The organism is Butyrivibrio sp. AD3002, assembly GCF_000420905.1.
Lineage (GTDB): Bacteria > Bacillota > Clostridia > Lachnospirales > Lachnospiraceae > Butyrivibrio.
In genome coordinates this window covers 452,042-471,274 of sequence record NZ_ATVV01000001.1, presented here as the reverse complement: position 1 = coordinate 471,274, position 19,233 = coordinate 452,042, and the positions used below count along the sequence as shown (strand labels likewise).

General features: G+C 43.5%; 21 protein-coding genes. All 21 read left to right on the top strand.

All coding sequences use genetic code 11. The annotated features are described in order from the left end of the window. Window positions 1-8: 8 nt before the first annotated feature. Window positions 9-173: a flagellar FlbD family protein gene (locus tag G596_RS24285; protein WP_022760163.1), complete on the top strand. Its 165-nt coding sequence runs from the start codon at window positions 9-11 to the stop codon at window positions 171-173. 37 nt (window positions 174-210) lie between these two features. Next, window positions 211-1,017, top strand: a complete 807-nt coding sequence (locus tag G596_RS0102020; protein WP_022760162.1) for a motility protein A — start codon at window positions 211-213, stop codon at window positions 1,015-1,017. After that, the gene (locus G596_RS0102015; RefSeq protein ID WP_022760161.1) at window positions 1,017-2,021 is read left to right on the top strand and encodes an OmpA/MotB family protein; all 1,005 of its coding nucleotides are present in this window, start codon (window positions 1,017-1,019) and stop codon (window positions 2,019-2,021) included. The genes G596_RS0102020 and G596_RS0102015 overlap by 1 nt, the downstream gene beginning before the upstream one ends. Before the next feature lie 15 nt (window positions 2,022-2,036). Further along, a complete protein-coding gene (locus G596_RS0102010; protein WP_022760160.1) occupies window positions 2,037-2,570 on the top strand; it encodes a flagellar basal body-associated FliL family protein in 534 nt (177 codons plus the stop codon). Between the two features lie 83 nt (window positions 2,571-2,653). Further along, window positions 2,654-3,637 (top strand): flagellar motor switch protein FliM, encoded by a 984-nt coding sequence (gene fliM, locus G596_RS0102005; protein ID WP_022760159.1) that lies wholly within the window; start codon window positions 2,654-2,656, stop codon window positions 3,635-3,637. A 4-nt stretch (window positions 3,638-3,641) separates the two neighbouring features. After that, complete coding sequence (gene fliY, locus G596_RS0102000) at window positions 3,642-4,916, top strand: flagellar motor switch phosphatase FliY (RefSeq protein ID WP_022760158.1); 1,275 nt, start codon at window positions 3,642-3,644, stop codon at window positions 4,914-4,916. A 20-nt stretch (window positions 4,917-4,936) separates the two neighbouring features. Next, on the top strand, window positions 4,937-5,281 hold the full coding sequence (locus G596_RS0101995) for a flagellar biosynthetic protein FliO (RefSeq protein ID WP_022760157.1): 345 nt from the start codon (window positions 4,937-4,939) through the stop codon (window positions 5,279-5,281). Window positions 5,282-5,364: 83 nt separating this feature from the next. Continuing rightward, window positions 5,365-6,219 (top strand): flagellar type III secretion system pore protein FliP, encoded by an 855-nt coding sequence (gene fliP, locus G596_RS0101990; RefSeq protein ID WP_022760156.1) that lies wholly within the window; start codon window positions 5,365-5,367, stop codon window positions 6,217-6,219. A gap of 10 nt (window positions 6,220-6,229) precedes the next feature. Beyond that, window positions 6,230-6,499, top strand: coding sequence for a flagellar biosynthesis protein FliQ (gene fliQ, locus G596_RS0101985; protein WP_022760155.1), 270 nt, complete (start codon window positions 6,230-6,232; stop codon window positions 6,497-6,499). A 14-nt stretch (window positions 6,500-6,513) separates the two neighbouring features. Further along, window positions 6,514-7,293 carry a flagellar biosynthetic protein FliR gene (locus tag G596_RS0101980; RefSeq protein WP_022760154.1) on the top strand — a complete coding sequence of 260 codons (780 nt, stop codon included), beginning with the start codon at window positions 6,514-6,516 and terminating at the stop codon, window positions 7,291-7,293. Then, a complete protein-coding gene (gene flhB / locus G596_RS0101975; RefSeq protein WP_022760153.1) occupies window positions 7,280-8,428 on the top strand; it encodes a flagellar biosynthesis protein FlhB in 1,149 nt (382 codons plus the stop codon). The genes G596_RS0101980 and flhB overlap by 14 nt, the downstream gene beginning before the upstream one ends. Window positions 8,429-8,651: 223 nt before the next feature. After that, window positions 8,652-10,718, top strand: coding sequence for a flagellar biosynthesis protein FlhA (gene flhA / locus G596_RS0101970; protein ID WP_022760152.1), 2,067 nt, complete (start codon window positions 8,652-8,654; stop codon window positions 10,716-10,718). A gap of 1 nt (window position 10,719) precedes the next feature. Continuing rightward, on the top strand, window positions 10,720-12,024 hold the full coding sequence (gene flhF / locus G596_RS0101965) for a flagellar biosynthesis protein FlhF (RefSeq protein WP_022760151.1): 1,305 nt from the start codon (window positions 10,720-10,722) through the stop codon (window positions 12,022-12,024). Window positions 12,025-12,071: 47 nt separating this feature from the next. Continuing rightward, the gene (locus tag G596_RS0101960; protein ID WP_022760150.1) at window positions 12,072-12,992 is read left to right on the top strand and encodes a MinD/ParA family protein; all 921 of its coding nucleotides are present in this window, start codon (window positions 12,072-12,074) and stop codon (window positions 12,990-12,992) included. Between the two features lie 25 nt (window positions 12,993-13,017). After that, window positions 13,018-13,740 (top strand): flagellar brake protein, encoded by a 723-nt coding sequence (locus G596_RS0101955; protein WP_022760149.1) that lies wholly within the window; start codon window positions 13,018-13,020, stop codon window positions 13,738-13,740. Further along, window positions 13,741-14,814, top strand: coding sequence for a protein-glutamate methylesterase/protein-glutamine glutaminase (locus G596_RS0101950; RefSeq protein WP_022760148.1), 1,074 nt, complete (start codon window positions 13,741-13,743; stop codon window positions 14,812-14,814). Window positions 14,815-14,873: 59 nt separating this feature from the next. After that, entirely contained in the window at window positions 14,874-17,039 is a 2,166-nt protein-coding gene (locus G596_RS0101945; protein WP_022760147.1) for a chemotaxis protein CheA, read from the top strand. Window positions 17,040-17,063: 24 nt separating this feature from the next. Next, window positions 17,064-17,543, top strand: a complete 480-nt coding sequence (locus G596_RS0101940; protein ID WP_022760146.1) for a chemotaxis protein CheW — start codon at window positions 17,064-17,066, stop codon at window positions 17,541-17,543. 23 nt (window positions 17,544-17,566) lie between these two features. Next, on the top strand, window positions 17,567-18,205 hold the full coding sequence (locus G596_RS0101935) for a chemotaxis protein CheC (RefSeq protein ID WP_022760145.1): 639 nt from the start codon (window positions 17,567-17,569) through the stop codon (window positions 18,203-18,205). A gap of 12 nt (window positions 18,206-18,217) precedes the next feature. After that, a complete protein-coding gene (locus G596_RS0101930) occupies window positions 18,218-18,703 on the top strand; it encodes a chemotaxis protein CheD (RefSeq protein WP_022760144.1) in 486 nt (161 codons plus the stop codon). Further along, a complete protein-coding gene (locus tag G596_RS0101925) occupies window positions 18,700-19,227 on the top strand; it encodes a hypothetical protein (protein ID WP_022760143.1) in 528 nt (175 codons plus the stop codon). The genes G596_RS0101930 and G596_RS0101925 overlap by 4 nt, the downstream gene beginning before the upstream one ends. The last annotated feature ends 6 nt before the right edge of the window (window positions 19,228-19,233 follow it).

Below are 19,233 nucleotides of genomic sequence, written 5' to 3'. Positions count from 1 at the left end.
GCTAAAAATTGATTGAGATTACCAGAATTGATGGCCGCATTATGCTGGTCAATGAGGATCTTATAGAAACAGTGGAGGCCACCCCCGACACAGTCATTATTATGGCGAATGGACGTAAGTTTATTGTACAGGAATCTGTTCCTGAGATCATGAAGAAATGTAACGAGAAATAAGTTCGGCTAAAGTTTTTTTATGAGAGGAGAAAACTAAGTGGATATAGCGTCATTACTTGGTGTATTGCTTTGTTTCGTTTTCATGATTCTGAGTATTGTGTTTGGTGCCGGTATCACCGGTGTTAAATATTTCGTCGATGCGCCTTCCGCGATGATCACGTTTGGCGGAGCTTTCATGGCGGTTTTGGCATCCAGAACCATGCCCAGTTTCATTAACGGCCTTAAATCCTACACGCTGATTTTTAAGATGCCGACGGATGATACTAAGGCTGTTATCAAGCAGATAATTGATCTTTCCAATACTGCACGTAAAGAGGGACTTCTGGCATTGGAAGAAGCTGCCAGCAACATTGAAGATCCTTTCATGAAGAAGGGTGTCGGACTTATAGTTGACGGTACCGAGCCCGAACTGGTTAAGGCTATCCTTGAAGCTGAGATAGATGCTATGTCAGAAAGACATAAAGAGAATTATACATTCTTTGCTGATGTTGCAGGTATGGGACCATCCTGGGGTATGATCGGAACCCTTCTTGGACTGGTTCTTATGCTACAGAACATGTCAGATCCTTCATCAATCGGACCGTCCATGGCCGTTGCCCTTATCACAACGTTCTACGGATCGGTTCTTGCGAACTGGTTTTGCTACCCTGCCGAGAATAAGCTCAAGGCAAGGGATAATGCAGAATATACTATGAAAAGTATTGTCATTGAGGGACTTCTTTCTATACAGGCAGGTGAAAACCCGCGTGTAACAGAGGAGAAGCTTAAATCGTTCCTTTCACCTGCTAACAGAGCTGCTTATGAGGCAGAGAACGGCACCGGTGACGGAGGCGGAGGAGAATAATGGCTAAAAAACCAGAAGAAATAAAGCCCGGTTTGCCGGCGTGGCAGGGTACTTTCGGTGACCTTATGAACCTGCTCCTTTGCTTCTTCGTTTTGCTTTTCTCCATGGCTACCATGGATGCGCAGAAGTTCGAGGAGGTTGCCGCATCCTTCAGTTCAGCCTTTGGTATTTTCCAGGGTGGTGAAGCTGCACTTGGTCAAGGCGCGTTGGTCGGAGACGGTATTTCACAGCTCAATCAGCTGTCCAACTATATTATCTCAATGGGTGTATCTCAGTCAGGTTCCCAGGATGAGGATATTACCGATTCCGAGGGCGAAAATGCCAGTGAGAGCGGCGGAGCCGGAATAAACACAGAAGGAGACACCAGTGGTATCATGCAGGGAACCGGAGGAGAAGGAAGCGGATCGGAAGGAGATGCAACCGGAACTGGTTCCGAGGGTGATTCCACAGAGATGTCTACAGAGAGTGATGCTACCCAGCAAGGTGCTAATTCCGAGGAAACTCAGGAGGCGGCTGAGGCTGAACAGCTCAAGGCTTCGGAGGCGCTGGCAGCTGAGGTCAATGAAGCTCTGGATTCATTGGATGTGGCAAAACAGGTTGATGTTAATTTTACCAGCCAGTTCGTGCAGCTGACACTTCAGGGAGCGATTTTGTTTGACACCGGTAACGCTGTACTTAAGCCGGGAGCAGACTCGATTCTTAATAAAGTCGGTTCGGTTCTTGAGAGATATGCCGGTGGGACGATAGAGATCGAGGGACATACAGATAATGTTCCTATGCACAGATCTTCAGGTAAGATAACAAACAATGATGAACTTAGTGATGCAAGAGCACTTTCGGTATTCTACTACTTTATTGAGAATACCAATCTTGACCCTTCAAAGTTGAAGCATTCGGGAAGAGGAGAGTATGAACCGGTTGCGGACAATTCCACACCGGAAGGAAGAGCAAGGAACAGGCGAGTAGAGATAAGGATATACAATCCGCTCAGTCCAATGTATTAAAAGGGAGACAAAAAAATGAAAAAGAACCTGCTTGCAATTATTATTTTGGCTTTACTTTTAGTTAACACAGGTATGACAGGATTTATGATGCTGACGGTCATGACCACCAACAATCAGGCAGTTGCTCTTATCGGAGATATCGCAGCCGCTCTTCAGATTGAGGCCAACGGTGGTGAAAACGGTCAGGGATTTTCGGGATCCGCTACAGGTAATGTGGATATTGCAAATGTTGCATCATATTCCATTGCTGATATGACTATCACGCTTAAAGAGGACGGAAGCGGAAAAGCACATTACATGCTTACAACCATCGTTCTTTCGATGGATAAATCCAATGAGGATTACAATACCTATGGTACGGATGAAGCAATTGCAACCTATCAGGATATGATCAAGTCCAAGATTACCACTGTTATCGGCGCGTATACACTGGATGAGATCAGACAGCATGAGGATGAAGCCAAAGCTACTCTTCTGGAGCAGATACAGGAACTTTTCGGATCCGGCTTTATCTATGATGTAAGCTTTTCCGGAACCGTATATCAGTAATATATATAGTCTTTATTTTGGGGAGTATGAAAAGAGTTTGTTATGAAAGTACTTTGTTACTGTAAAAGTGAGGTGATCTACGCTTGAGTGAAGTATTATCACAGAATGAGATAGATAATCTACTCGCGGCTCTAAATACCGGTGAACTCGACGTGGATCAGATGTCCGCTGCGGATGAGAAGAAAGTCAAGGATTACGACTTTAAACGACCGGCAAAGTTCTCTAAGGAACACCTGAGAACCCTCGAGATGATCTATGAACATTATGGAAGATTGTTATCAACAACACTTCCGCTTTATCTTAGAAAAAACGTGCAGGTTTCGGTGGCAAACTCCGAGACCGTAACATATTCGGAGTTTAGTAACGCACTGAGTAACCCTGTAATTTTGGGAATTATTAATTTCTTACCTTTGCAGGGAACCATTATTCTTGAGCTTCAGGCCAATATCGGTTTTGCCTTTATAGACAGAATGCTCGGAGGAGAGGGCGTCGGACTTGATAAGACAAGGCCCTTTACCGATATTGAGATGCCGCTTATTGAGAAGCTGATAACCATATGTATGCAGCTTATGGTTGAACCGTGGGAGAACGTTCTTGCGATAAATCCTATCATGGAGAGGATTGAAACCAATCCGCAGTTTGCACAGGTAATTTCACCTACTGATATGATCGCGATCGTGACACTTAATATCAAGATCGGTGATGTCGAGGGACTGATGAATATCTGTCTTCCGTACTTCACGCTTGAGAGTGTTATGGATAAGCTGAATACGAAGTTCTGGTTTTCAACCATGCAGAAGCATGATGATGATACTTACGGTGAACATCTCGAGTCTCTTGTCAGACATGTCGATGTTCCGGTTAAGGCCATATTGGGGAGATGTAACGTATCGGTCAGCGATTTTGTTCAGCTCCAGAGGGGCGATATAATTCGACTTGATAATCAGGTTAATAGCGAATTACAGGTATATGTCGGTGATATTTATAAGTTCACTGCAATGCCCGGAACAGCTAAAGATAAGTACGCCGTCAAGATAACGTCGGTAATTAGAGAGGAGGAAGAGTAGCAGCATGGATGGAATGCTTTCACAGGAAGAAATAAATGCACTGCTCGCCGGTATGGATTCAGGAGGTGGTGATGCCGGTGGCGGAGATGCTCCCGCTGCTGATGCGGGCGGAGATGCTCCTGCTGCAGATGCTCCTTCAGGCGGTGGCGGTGGTTTCGTTGCCGGAGAAATTGATGAGAGTCTTCTGAATGATGAGGAAAAGGATGCGATAGGTGAAGTTGCCAATATCAGTATGGGATCTTCAGCTACAACGCTTTATTCCCTTGTTAATCAGAAGGTTAATATCACTACGCCTCAGGTAGAGCTTGCTAACTGGAATACAGTTTTAAATAATTATGAGAAACCCTGTGTATTTATTCAGATTAAATATACGGTAGGTCTTGAGGGTACTAATATCCTTATCCTCAAGGAGCATGATGTTATGGTTATCACCGATCTTATGATGGGTGGTGACGGAACAAATACTGAGGGTGAGGTTGGGGAACTTCAGCTTTCAGCTATTTCCGAGGCTATGAACCAGATGATGGGTGCTGCGGCAACATCACTTTCTACCATGATTGGTCAGAAAGTCGATATCAGTCCGCCGGAGGCTACCTTGCTTGATATGATCGATGATGATCCAAGTGAGATTTCTGAGTTCCTGACAGGAACCTTCTGCCGCGTTACATTTAAACTGCAGATCGGTGAACTCGTGGATTCGACTCTTATGCAGTTGTATCCTATAGATTTTGCTAAGAGCCTTAAGGATACTATCAGTACCGAAGCACCTGCTGAAGAAGCTGCTCCGGCACCGGCGCCTGCTCCGGCAGCTGCACCCGATATGGGTATGGCACCTGATATGGGCATGGGCGCTGCAGCACCTCAGGGAATGCCTGCAATGGATCCTTCAATGATGCAGGGGATGCAGCCCCAGATGGGTATGCCTCAGATGGGTATGCCTATGATGCCTATGGGTATGCCTATGATGCAGCCTCAGATGATGGGAGCAAATGTTCAGCCTGCTCAGTTCCAGAGCTTTGCGGGTGGTGGCCCCATGATGGCAGCCGGAGAGAATATCGGCCTTATCAAGGACGTTCCGCTTGAGGTTACAGTTGAACTTGGTCGTACAGCTAAGGCAATTTCCGATATCCTTGATTTCGCACCGGGTACCATCATAGAGCTTGAAAAGGTTGCCGGTGAACCTGTAGATGTCCTTGTTAACGGTAAGTTTGTTGCAAAGGGCGAGGTTGTAGTAATCGAGGAAAGTTTCGGCGTACGTGTAACGGAGATAGTTCAGTAATTTTCTGAAAGGTCATAAAAATGAGAGTTTCATCGGTGGCGCAGCTGATTACTGTTCTTATATTGTTTTTTCTGGTCCTGGCTGCGACCTATTATGTAACAAAATGGATTGCGAAATATCAGAAGCAATCCACCTTCACATCAAATATGGAGGTAATGGAGACCTGTAGGATTTCAACTACAAAATATCTTCAGATTGTGAGGGTTGTTAATAAGTATCTGGTAATTTCTGTAAGTAAAGATTCGGTCACTCTTCTGACCGAGCTTTCGGAGGATGAGTATGAACCGCCGGCAGTAAGGGGTTCAGAACCTGTTGATTTTGCCAAGGAATTTGATAAAGTTTTAGAGCGGTTTAAGAAGAAGTAAAAGGTATGAAGAATTTTCGGGGAGTATTTGATTTAAAGCCATTATTGAGGAAAGGCATTTCTTTGTTATGCCTTTCTTTCGTTATGGCTTTTTGTATTTTTAACAGTGGATCTGTGACTATATATGCATCAACCTCTTACATAGATGATACGCACCCTACAGATCCGACTGTTGACAGGGAGACTAATCTTACGGGGACGGACGGAGAGAGGACGAATATAACTGAGCCGGGTTCCGCTAAGGATGCAGACGACCTTAAAGAACTCAATATCGCAAATACTGTCACTGTAACCTATGATAACGGAAACGGGACTATAAACGGTGCGCTTCGTATCCTTATTACCCTGACACTTATCTCGCTGGCACCGCTTCTTCTTATCATGATGACCTGTTTCACCAGAATCATCATAGTGCTTCACTTTACGAGAACGGCTATTGCCACGCAGACATCACCGCCCAACCAGGTTCTCCTCGGACTTGCTCTTTTTCTTACATTTTTCATTATGCAGCCGACTCTTAAGGAGGTGTATGACACTGCAGTTGTTCCTTTTGACAAGGGAGAAATAGAGCAGCAGGAGTTTTTGGATACAGCTATGATTCCTTTCAGGAATTTTATGTATGGCCAGACTCAGACTAAGGATGTTCGCCTTTTCATGGAAATTGATGATATCGAATGGGATGGGGAACTGGACAGTATTCCCAATGCGGTTTTGGTTCCGAGTTTCCTTATCAGTGAACTCAGGACAGCTTTTATCATCGGCTTTTTGATTTATATTCCGTTCATAGTAATAGATATGGTTGTATCATCGGTACTTATGAGTATGGGTATGATGATGTTGCCGCCGACAACTATTTCCATGCCGTTCAAGATTCTTCTGTTTGTACTTGCGGATGGCTGGAATCTGATAATCGGAAGCCTTGTGAAGACGTTCTATTAAGGAGGTAACTATGACAGTAGATGATGTAACTGCCATCATGAGTAACGGTTTATTCATGGTTATAAAAATAGCGGTGCCGGTTCTTCTGGTATCCCTCATAGTTGGTCTATCTGTTTCGATTTTTCAGACTGTTACGTCCATTCAGGATCAGACTCTGACATTTGTGCCAAAGATAATTATTACTTTTTTGGCGCTTATGCTTCTCGGAAACTGGATGCTTACTGAGCTGTCCAACTATGTAGTAAAAATTTGGTCAGATTTTTCTCTGTACATTCATTAGCGGAGGATGATGACTTGATAGATTTCACATTCACCTATGGTGACCTTGAGATATTTCTGCTAATACTTGTGAGGGTGACAATGTTTGTTTATATTGCGCCCTTTTTTAGTATGAATAATACACCGCACCGTGTAAAAATCTGTTTTTCGGTATTCCTGTCTTTTCTTTTATATGGCCTTGCACCTGTGAATACCCTCGAGTATAACACGGTATTAGGCTACACCATAATTGTCCTGAAGGAGTTCTTTACGGGACTTATAATAGGTTACTCGGCACAGATATGTACTTTGATAGCTTCGCTTGCAGGACAGGTTGCCGATATGCAGGTCGGACTTTCGATGGTACAGGTAATGAGCCCTAATTCAAGAGAGCAGGTGCCTGTCTCGGCAGGTCTTTACCAGTATTCATTTCTTGCAATGATGCTTGTGAGCGGTTTGTACAGATACTTTGTTTCGGCTCTTGCGGATTCATTTTTGCTGATACCGGTTAACGGAGCGATATTCAACTCGGATAAGCTTCTTAACTCAATGATAAAGTTTTTGAGTGCGTATATGATCATCGGTTTTCGCATATGTCTTCCGATTTTTATTGTCACATTCATGATGAACGTTATTTTGGGTGTGCTCGCAAGAGTTGCACCTCAGATGAACATGTTTGCTGTTGGTATGCAGCTCAAGCTTATCGTTGGACTGCTTATTATGTATATAACCAGTACGTTGCTTTACAATGCGTCGGATTTCATATTTTCCAATATGCGACAAATGATCACGGAGTTTATAAATGACCTTATGTGAGGAGTTTGGACAACTTAATAATGGCCTTATGATCTCTTATGATTTGCAGTTTTTTGCGGATGGTCCCGGCGGTGAAAAAACCGAGGAACCCACAGCAAAAAAGTTGCAGGATGCCAGAAATGAAGGACAGGTTGCTAACAGCCGAGAGGTTGGAAATGCGGCAGGTCTTCTTGCGCTTTTTATTATGATCAGACTTCTTTACGGATATATGGGGAATAATTTTTCGGGAATGTTCAAGTATGTATATACTCAGATTCCAGACATTATAATAATGCATTCCGGAAATACTCCGTTTCAGAATATTACAGCAGTGATGAAACATGCGGTAATTATCATGTTTCTTACGGCACTGCCTTTTTTTGCTGCAGCTCTACTTATCGGACTTGTGTCTAATGTTGCTCAGGTTGGATGGAAGGTTACAAGTAAGCCGCTTCAGCCCAAACTTAGTAAACTTAATCCGATAAACGGTTTCAAGAAGATTTTTTCTTCGAGATCTTTATTTGAGCTTTTTAAATCAATTGCCAAAATAGCCATAATAAGCTTTGTTGTATATAACTATTTTACAGGTGTCACAGCGTCGCTTTTTACACTCTATGATATGCCTTTGAAACAGGCCATTGGTCTTATGGGATCGATGGTTATCGATGTTGGAATAAGGATTGCTGCGATTTATGTAATTATCGCGGCGGCAGATGTTGTCTTCCAGCGAAGGAAATTCAAGAAAGATATGAGAATGACCAAGCAGGAAGTAAAAGATGAATACAAGAATACAGAAGGAGATCCTCAGATCAAAGGACAGCAGCGTCGCCGAATGATGCAGGCTTCACAGCGTCGAATGATGCAGGAGCTTCCCCAGGCAGATGTTGTCATCACAAACCCTACTCATTATGCTGTTGCGATTTCTTATGATGCTGATCTTTACGATGCACCTAAGGTTGTAGCAAAGGGTGAGGATTATCTGGCTCAGAGAATCAAAGATGTTGCCAAGGAACATGGCATAGAAATAGTTGAAAATAAGCCTCTTGCCCGTATGCTTTATGCAAATGTGGAAGTCGGAGAGTTTGTCCCGCCGGAGCTGTATCAGGCAGTTGCTGAGGTTCTGGCATTTGTATATCACCTGCAAGGAAAAGTGTAATTACTTAGCGAGGTATTTTCGAGCTTAGTAATTACCTTGTTCTGGCGAGCGATAGCGATGTGCAGATCACCTGACAAGGTTTTTTCGAGTCTGGTGAGATGTCATACAGAGTAGAGCAGAACTTCCTCTAAACTTGTGCCCCATTTTTCTCTTGAATACAATATATGGTATGCGCTATACTAATTATGTATAATTATGAAAAAATGGGGAAAGGGGGATAATCATGAATTCAGGCTTGCTTGAAACAATAAGAAAGCGTGCTTTTGATTATGGAGTAGCGCTTTATTTTGTTGCAGCTATTATGATGCTCATTATCCCTATTCCTACGTGGCTGATGGATACGCTTCTGGCGATGGATTTGTCACTTTCTTTTGTGATACTTTTTACAGCCATGTTTTCCAAGGAAGTACTGGATATGTCATTCTTCCCGACTATCCTTTTGTTCACCACAATTTTCCGTATTGCACTTAACGTATCATCTACGCGTCTTATACTCACTGGAGGAGATGCCGGAAGGGTTATTGAGGTATTCGGATCTTTCGTAGGAGCCGGAGATCTTATCATTGGTGCGATTGTGTACGGAATGCTTATTCTTGTTCAGTTCATGGTTATCAACAAAGGTTCTGAGCGTGTCGCTGAAGTATCGGCTCGATTCACACTGGATGCTATGCCCGGTAAACAGATGGCTATTGATGCCGATCTTAACACGGGAGCTATCACAGATCAGGAAGCAAAAGAGAGACGTGAGAAGATCCAGAATGAAGCGAGTTTCTTCGGAGCAATGGACGGTGCTACGAAGTATGTAAAAGGAGACTCGGTTGCAGGACTTATTATCACCATAATAAATATTGTCGGTGGTATCCTGATGGGTGTACTCAGGCAGGGGATGCCTGTAACGGATGCACTTGATAAATATTCCATCCTTACAATGGGTGACGGACTTGTAAGTTCCATACCTTCACTTCTTGTGTCGCTAAGCACAGGTATTCTTGTTACAAAAGGCGGCAAGGAAGCAGACTTTGGACCTGCTCTTATTGGGCAGCTCTTTTCCATGTCCAAGACATTGTATCTGGTTGGCGGCGTAGTGGCTGCTCTGGGCGTATTTACACCGCTTCCTAATATTTTGTATATACCGCTCGGAGGCCTTATAGCGGGACTTGGTTTCCTTATGGACAGAGAATCGAAGATTGGTGCGACTGAGGAAGAGGTTATGGCTGAAGAGGAGCAACAGGCTGAGGAAATCAGGCAGCCTGAAAATGTTACAAGTCTTCTTCAGGTTGATCCTATTGAGCTTGAATTTGGATACGGGATTATCCCGCTTGCTGATGTAAATCAGGGCGGTGACCTTCTCGACCGAGTAGTTATGATACGTAGACAGATTGCACTGGAACTTGGTACCGTGGTTCCGATTATTCGCCTGCGCGATAATATTCAGCTTAATCCCAACCAATATATCATTAAGATTAAGGGAATTCAGGTGAGCGACGGTGAGATTCTGTTTGACCACTACATGGCGATGAACCCCGGTAACGTCGAGGAGGAAATAACGGGTATTCCTACCTTTGAGCCTTCATTCCATCTGCCTGCAACCTGGATAACAGAGAGCCAGAGAGAGCGTGCGGAATCGCTCGGTTATACCGTAGTAGATCCTCCTTCAATCATTGCTACTCATCTGACTGAGGTTATAAGAAATCATATTGCAGAGCTTCTTACCAGACAGGATGTTCAGAATCTTGTTAACAATCTTCAGGAGAATAACCCTGCACTGGTAGATGAACTTGTACCTAAGCTTATGAGCCTCGGCGAGATTGAAAAGGTTCTTCAGAATCTGCTCTCGGAGGGTATTTCCATAAGAGATCTTGTTACAATTTTTGAGACACTGGCTGATTATGCGCCGTCTACTCACGATAGCGATATTCTGACTGAGTATGTAAGGCAAAGCCTCAGAAGAGCGATTTCCAACAAGTATTTCTATCCGGGTGAAACAACAAGTGTCATAACTCTTGATCCTAAGATAGAGCAGGAGATAATGCAATCAGTCAAGCAGACAGAGACAGGTGCTTATCTTACTCTTGATCCCACCAGAACCAAGGCAATCCTGAAGTCTGTCGGAGAGCAGGCTAAAAAGCTTGAGGATGCAGGAATGATACCAATTATTATGACATCGCCTATAGTGCGTATGTACTTTAAGAAGATGACAGAGGACTATTATAAAGATCTTATTGTCCTTTCATACAATGAAGTGGAACCTAATGTTGAAATGCAGTCTGTAGGAATGGTAGCGGCATAAAATGATTATTAAAAAATTTACCGGAAAAACTGAATCGGATGCTACAGAAATTGCAAAGAAAGAGCTGGGAGACAACATTGTAATAATGAATGTCAGACCGGTTAAAAAGAGTGGCTTTTTTTCTATTTTTGCTCCCTCAAAAATAGAGGTTACGGTAGCGCTTGAAGATGAACCATCGAAGATAACGAGGTCTGTTAAGCCTGCAAAGGATACTAAGACAGTAAGACCAAGTAAACCTGTATCGATGGCAGACAAACTGTTAAAGGCCCAGGCAGAGGGAGAGATTCCTCCGCTAAAAGTGTCTTCAGCTTCTCAGCCCCCTGCAACGCAGAAACGTGAGCCGATAAAGGAGCATGTCTTGCAGGAGGAGAGCAGCGCAATCGAGGAAAAACTGGACAGTCTTCATAACCTTCTTGAGCAAAATCTCAAAAACGAGAAGGATGATGTGAAAACTGACCTGTATTCTGAGGAACAGTCGGATATACATGAGGAAAAGAACACTGTATCGGAAGAGACGCTTTCATTTGTTCGTGTACTATACAATACTCTGATAGAAAATGAGGTTGATGAGATTTATGCAAATCAGCTTACCGATGAGGTTGAAAAGGTAAGTAAACCCAATATTCCGATGGAATATGTTCTTGCCAATGTTTATCAGAAAATGGTACTTAAATTTGGACCGGCCAGCAGAATCAAGGAGAGCCAGGATGGCCCGATAGCTGAGATTTTCATAGGTCCCACCGGCGTAGGTAAGACTACAACAATTGCGAAACTGGCTTCGGATCTATGCATAAACAGAAAGAAGAAGGTAGCACTGCTGACAGTTGATACCTACAGAATTGCTGCCGCTGAGCAGCTTCGTACTTATGCGACCATTATGGATATTCCGTTCAGAGTTATTTATTCTGTTGAAGAGATGAAGCAGGCAGCTGAAGATTTCAAGGATTATGATTATCTCATGGTTGATACGGCAGGCCACAGCCTTCATAACGAAGAGCAGAAGATGACAATGATAGGTTTTATAAATGCACTTGAAGAATGCGTAGAAACCGAAAACTATCTCGTACTTTCCGCAACAACCAAATATAGGGATCTTATTGAGATAGCTGACGGATATTCGGAGCTCGTGAAATATAAACTGATTTTTACCAAGATGGACGAGACAAGCTCAGCCGGAAATCTGTACAATATACATATGCACACGGGGGCACCTATGTCATATATAACTAACGGGCAGAACGTTCCGAGCGATATTGCCGTCTTTGATGCACAGAGAAGTGTTAAGGGGCTTCTTGGCGGAAAATAGTAGATGATTTTTGCATATTTTGATAGAATAGAAACAGGATTATTTTTATGGATCAGGCACAACAGCTAAGAGAAATTATAAAAGCAGAACATGCCCCCCAGAGACCCCTCGCCAGAATCATAACGGTTACGAGCGGTAAGGGAGGCGTAGGAAAATCAAATGTTTCAATAAATCTGGCGATACAGTTTAGAAGAATGGGACAGAGAGTCATTATTCTTGACGCGGATTTTGGCCTTGCCAATATAGAGATTATGTTTGGAACCGTACCCAAACATAATCTTAGCGATTTGATTTACCAGCATAAGAATATAAAGGACATTATTACCTGGGGGCCCGAAGGTGTCGGATTTATATCCGGGGGATCGGGAATCTCGGGTATGTATAATCTGGAAAGAAAATACCTGGTTGATATTATCGTTAATCTTGCTGAGCTCGATGCTATTGCAGATACAATAATAATTGACACCGGTGCGGGTATTTCGAGTGCAGTTATGGAGTTCCTCGTAGCAAGTGGTGAAATAATACTTGTTACCACTCCGGAACCCACATCGATAACGGATTCGTATTCTCTGCTTAAGGCATTAAACCAGCAGGAGAGATTTTCCAGAGACAATACGATGATTAAAGTTGTTTCCAACAGGGTTAATTCCGCAGAGGAGGGACAACAGTTATTTAATAAATTAAATGCTGTAGTTGCCAGATATTTAAAGCTTCCGCTTGCATATCTGGGAGCTATTCCACAGGATCAGATGTTGGCTCGCGGTGTTATGCAGCAATCGCCGGTTTCAATACAGTATCCTAATTCAAAGTCAGCCAAATCTTTTGAAAAGATTGCAGCTGATCTTGTGAAGAAAACGGAGAGTGAAAAATATAAGCCAAGGGGTATGGCAGCGTTTTTTTCACATATTATTACAGGTCGCAAATTGAATTCGGAGAAAAATACCGGAGACAAAGCATCCGGTCAATAAATAAAAAGGTAAGAGGGGTACCTGTATGCTTGCGGACTATATTGCGCCAGGCAACAAAATTGAACTGAAGGCCATCGGGAAGGTCTGGATGGACGATGACAGCCGCACGAAGAAAATTCACCTAAGCAAGATTACCGATGTTTTGTCAGAGGACAGAATTGAAGTACTCATGCCGATGGACAAGGGGAAGTTGGTATTACTTCCCGTGGACGGTGAATATAGTTTGTGCTTTTACAGCTCAAGGGGACTGTTCCAGTGTTACGGAAGAATCATAGACAGATATCGAAGTAACAATGTCTATATTCTGGTCCTTGATCTTCTGAGCAACCTTCAGAGGTTACAGAGAAGAGAATACTACAGATTTAGTTGTGCGTTGGAACTGAGGTCGAGGATATTCTCTGAGGAGGAAGTGGAAGCTATAAGACGAAATTGGGGACTTCTGCTTGGGACGAATAAGCCTCTTCAGCGAAGTGTAATAGTGGATATCAGCGGCGGTGGTTTACGATTTGTCGCTAATTTCCAATATGAAGAGGGCAGTACGATTTACTGCTCATATCGCTTACCCGGAAACATTAATAATGTGGAGTACGAGATGGTGTGCACCGTACTTCGGGTACAGGAACTCGAAAACAGGCCGGGACTGTATGAGCACCGCATACAGTACAGCTACATTGACGAAACTTCCAGAGAAGATATCATACATTTTATCTTTGAGGAAGAACGAAAAATTAGAAAGAAGCAAAACTAAATGTCGAAAAAAATTTTATTAGTTGATGACTCTGCACTCATGAGAACCGTACTTAGTGATATAGTTAATTCAGATTCAAGATTTCAGGTTGTAGATAAGGCTAAAGACGGAGTTGAAGCCCTTGAGTTGCTGAAGAAAAATTCATATGATGCATGTATTCTTGATATCAACATGCCTCGCATGGACGGAATTACGTTACTCAAGGAGATTAACAAAAATAAAATAAGGGTGAAAGTTATGATGTGTTCCACAGATACTAAGGAAGGGGCGAAGGTTACCCTCGACTGTTTGGAACTCGGCGCCCTTGATTTTATTCACAAACCGGATCGCGCCTCGGATTGCCGCGGCGATGATTTCACTACGACGCTTACAAGAACTCTCGCAGCAGTTTGCGATTCAAAAGCGCCGGTTAGTGCGAAGGCTTTTTCGATTGATGAAATCAAAGCCTCTCGTAAGATGGTGGATATTGTCGCTAAGCATGCAGACAAGGTCACAGGTAATCGTATCGTTGCGATTGCAAGTTCTACGGGTGGGCCTCGTGCGCTTCAGGCGGTTATTCCCAAACTTCCCAAAAATCTTAAAACACCGGTTGTACTTGTACAGCACATGCCGGAAGGCTTTACAGCATCCCTTGCTGAGAGACTTAATTCCTTATCTGAGGTTACGGTTAAGGAAGCAGCTGAAGGAGATGTTCTTCAGGCCGGCACCGTCTATATCGCGAGAGGCGGAAAGCATATGCATGTATTGACCTCCGGTGGAAAGCACACCATTCACTATGTGGACGGTCCCACAAGAGAAGGTGTAAGACCATGTGCAAACTTTATGTATGAGTCACTTATGGATTCCGATTACGACTCAATTTGTTGCGTGGTACTCACCGGAATGGGTGCTGACGGTACTGAGGGAATTAAAAATCTGAAATCGGTTAAGAAGGTACATGTCATTGGTCAGGATGAAGCATCCTGCACAGTTTATGGCATGCCTAAGGCATTGGCAACAGCTGGTCTCGTTAATCAGGTCGTTACGCTTGATGACGTAGCCCAGGAAATCATTATGAACGTAGGTGTTCGATGACTAGCTTTTCCTGATTTCTGACGCCTGCGTGAGGGTTTTCTTATGGAGGTAAAGGGATTATGGATGTTTCTCAGTATCTAGGCGTCTTTCTCGACGAAGCAAAGGAGCATCTGCAAACACTGAATGACAGCATCATGCAGTTGGAGCAGGATCCGGAGAACGAGGATTGTATTAATGAAATTTTCCGTTCTGCGCATTCCATGAAAGGAATGGCAGGTACCATGGGTTATAAGAACATGCAGAATCTTACCCATGATATGGAAGATGTATTTTCTGATGTGCGTAACGGCACACTCAAAATCGATTCAAGCATGATCGACACTTTGTTCCAGTGTCTGGATGCAATACAGGCTTATGTGGATAATATCACAGAGTCACAGGACGAAGGAACTGAGGAAAATGCTAATATTATCAAGGCTTTGGCTGATATCAGAGCTGGAGCATCAGGTGGAGGAGCAGCACCTGCAGCGGCGCCCGCAGCAGAAGCGGCACCTGCAGCAGAAGCAGCACCTGCAGCAGCGCCCGCAGCAGCGCCTGCAGCAGGAGGACCTGCACCCGATGCTGATCCTACAAAGGACTACAGAGCTATAAAGATTGATCCTGACACCAAGGGCAATTTGGAAGATATGAAGAGTCAGGGCAAAAAGCTTTATGGCCTTAATGTTAAGATACAGGAGAGCTGCATTCTTAAGGCAGCCAGAGCATTCCTCGTGTTTAAGGGAATAGAGGATATCGGCGAGCTTGTTGTTTCCGAGCCTTCTACCCAGGATATTGAGGATGAAAAGTTTGAATTCAATTTTAGTCTAATCATTTCTACAGACGAAGAAGATAAGGAAAAAATCAAAGAAATAGTAAAGAGCGTTTCTGAAATTGAGGACTGCGAGATAGGTGATTATGATCCTAATGCAGCAGCCAGCACCGAGGAAGCAGCACCCGCAGCAGCACCTGCAGCCGCAGCAGCACCTGCACCCGCAGCAGCTGCTCCTGCAGCACCCGCAGCGCCTGCAGCTAAGCCTGCAGAGAAGGCACCGGCTAAGGATGCCGGAGGCAAGAAGCCTGTTGGTAAGCCTGTTGTTAACCGCACAGTTCGTGTTGATATCGATAAACTGGATGTCCTCATGAACCTGGTAAGTGAGCTTATCATTGCGAAGAACTCTTTGATATCTGCCGCAAATTCAGCAGGAATTGTAAGTGGCAATGTAAACGAGCAGATAGAATATCTGGAAAGCGTTACTACCAATCTTCATGAATCTGTCATGAAAGTCCGAATGGTACCTATCGAGAGCGTACTCCAGAAATTCCCTCGTATGATTCGAGATCTTAATAAGCAGCTTGGCAAGACAATGGAACTGACCATGACCGGTGAAGATACTGAAATGGACAGAACCGTGGTTGATGAAATCGGTGATCCTCTGATGCACTTGTTGCGTAACAGTGCCGATCACGGTATTGAGTCCGCAGAACTTCGTGCCGAGAGAGGAAAGACCGAAGAAGGTCATATTTTCCTGCATGCGTTCCAGGATGGTAACAGCGTAGTTATCGAAGTTGGTGACGATGGTAACGGTATCGATGCTGAAATAGTTAAGAACAAAGCTATTGAGAAAGGTATCGTAACACCTGAGGAAGCAGCTTCACTTACAGAGCAGCAGTGCGTGGATTTCCTTTTCCATCCCGGATTCTCCACAGCAAAGCAGGTTACTGAAGTATCAGGACGTGGTGTAGGTCTTGACGTTGTTAAGTCAAAGATTGAGTCCCTATCCGGTGAAGTAAGTGTTAAGACAAAGCTTGGAGAAGGAAGTACCTGGCAGATCAGACTGCCTCTGACACTTGCTATCATTCAGGCTCTGATGGTTGTAGTTGGCGGTGAGAAATATGCAATTCCGCTTGATTCAATTCAGAGTATTGAGGACGTTGCTCCGACCGACATTAAAACAGTTGAGAATAAGGAGGTTATTAATCTTCGCGGAAGTGTAACTCCTATTATTCGTGTAAGCAGAGCTCTTGAAACAGAGAGCACGAAGAATGAGGATGAAGATCTTGTTGTTGTTATCACAAGAAAAGGTGATCAGCAGTTTGGTCTTGTAATTGATGAACTCATGGGACAGCAGGAAATTGTTATCAAGCCTCTTGGCAGATACATGAATAAGTGCCGTATGATAAGTGGCGCAACAATACTTGGTGATGGCGAGATAGCTCTGATCCTGGATACAAATCAGTTAGCATAACTTCCACAAAGAAAGGATAATATTATGAATGAATTAAGAGATACTCAGGATGTCGGCGAACTGATTCAGTATATTATCATCAGGCTTGGCGACGAACAGTATGGAATAGATATCAAATATATTGATAACATTGTACGTATGCAGCAGATCACAAGGGTTCCGCAGGTAGCGCATTACCTTAAGGGCGTTATCAACATTCGTGGTGTCATTGTTCCTGTAATGAGCCTCAGACTCAAGATGGATATGGAACCGGATGAGATAACGGACAAGAGCAGAATAATCATTCTTAAGGCTGAGGAAGATACACTTATTGGAATTATTGTAGATCAGGTTAATCAGGTTCTTACTCTTGGAAGTAAGAGCATTGAAAAGGTAACCTACAGTGCCGATAAGGGCAAAAAGCTTAACAGTTTCATAAGCGGTGTTGGAAAATATGAAGGTGGGCTTGTCTCCATTCTTGATCTTGGAATGGTAGAGATGGAAGATGACAAGGCTAAGGCTTAAGAGTATTTGAAGGAGGAAGACCTTTGAGTGAAATGAGTTTGGAGAATCTGTCCAGCCAGTATTTTGATGTCTTAAAAGAGCTGGGCAACATCGGCGCAGGAAATGCTACAACAGCTCTTGCACAGATGCTTAATACTAAGGTTGATATGTCTGTACCACAGGTAAGACTTCTTGATTTTAAGGACGTCGGAGACCTGATGGGTGGTGCTGAACAGATTATGACAGGCATTTATCTGAGCGTTGAAGGGGACATTAATGGAAGTATTATGTTCCTTCTGGGTATGAAAGCAGCCAGACATCTTGTTAATATGCTTATGGGTATTAAAGACAAGGACGAAACAGTTCCTTTTGATGATACGGAGCTTTCAGCAATCAAGGAAGTGGGTAACATTATTACAGGCTCTTATCTGAATTCACTTTCCATGATTACTAATCTTAAGTTGCTGCCTTCAGTACCGTTTATTGCCATTGATATGGCGGGAGCAATACTTTCTGTGCCTGCTATTGAGTTCGGTATGATGGGTGACAAGATTCTTCTTATTGAGACAAGCTTTTTTGACACCGAGACACTGAGCGGATATTTCATTCTTCTGCCTGATATGGATGGTTACAGCAAGATACTTTCATCTCTTGGAATGGGAGATGTCACAATTAGTGGATAAGGAGCTAAGTGAATGAGTCAAATTATCAAGGTTGGTATGGCCGATCTTAATATTTGCGTCTCTCCTGACGGTATCACGACACTTGGACTTGGCTCCTGTGTAGGGATTGCTGTAAGGGATCCGGTAACGAAAATTGGCGGTTTGGCACATATTATGCTACCTGATTCTAAAGAAATAAAAAACAATTCCAATATTCCGAAATTTGCGGATACAGGAATTGATGAACTTATTAAGCAGGTAGTGGCTAAAGGTGCCAATAAATCACGCCTTGTGGCAAAGATAGCCGGTGGCGCCCAGATGTTTGCGTTTAATTCCGGCAATGCTACCATGCGTGTGGGAGAACGAAATGTAGCAGCTACGATTAAAAAACTAAAAGAACTGGGTATTCCTATTTTGGCGCAGGATACCGGAGATTCTTACGGACGTACTGTTATTTTCTATCCAGAGAACGGCAACTTTGTCATTAGAGCAGTAGGAAAACCGGAAAAGACGATATGAGTGCTGAAGAGATTACTGAAGAGAAAATAGTAGAGGCCAGCGAAGAAAAGCCGGAAGAGAAGAAAAAAGAAAGAAAATTTCATAGGGAGACAAGGGTTATTACCGAAGCTCCTAAGACAAGACTTATTACCGCTTTCGTTATGCTGCTTGGAGGTGGATTCATGGCGATATTCACACTTCTGCAGCATTACGAAATCGGAGCCTGGATTAAAACTCTTCTTTTATCATTGGCTGTTTTTTTTGTGGTTGGTAGATTTTTTGAGCTGATTGTCAGTCATTTTGACAATTTGAACAGAGCCAAAGAAGATGCAATTCTTGTTCAGGAAGAGGCTATAGCTCAAAGAGAAGCCGATGAACTTGCTGCTGCCGAAGCTGAGGCGCAGGCCGAAGCTGAGAGGCTGGCTGCCGAAGAGGCTGCTGCTTTGGCAGATGAAGAAACAGAAAACCAAAATACACCGAATGAGTATAATCCATTCGGAGAAAGCGATGATTTCGTAGTCGGGGAAGACTTTTCGGAATTTTGACAGGGA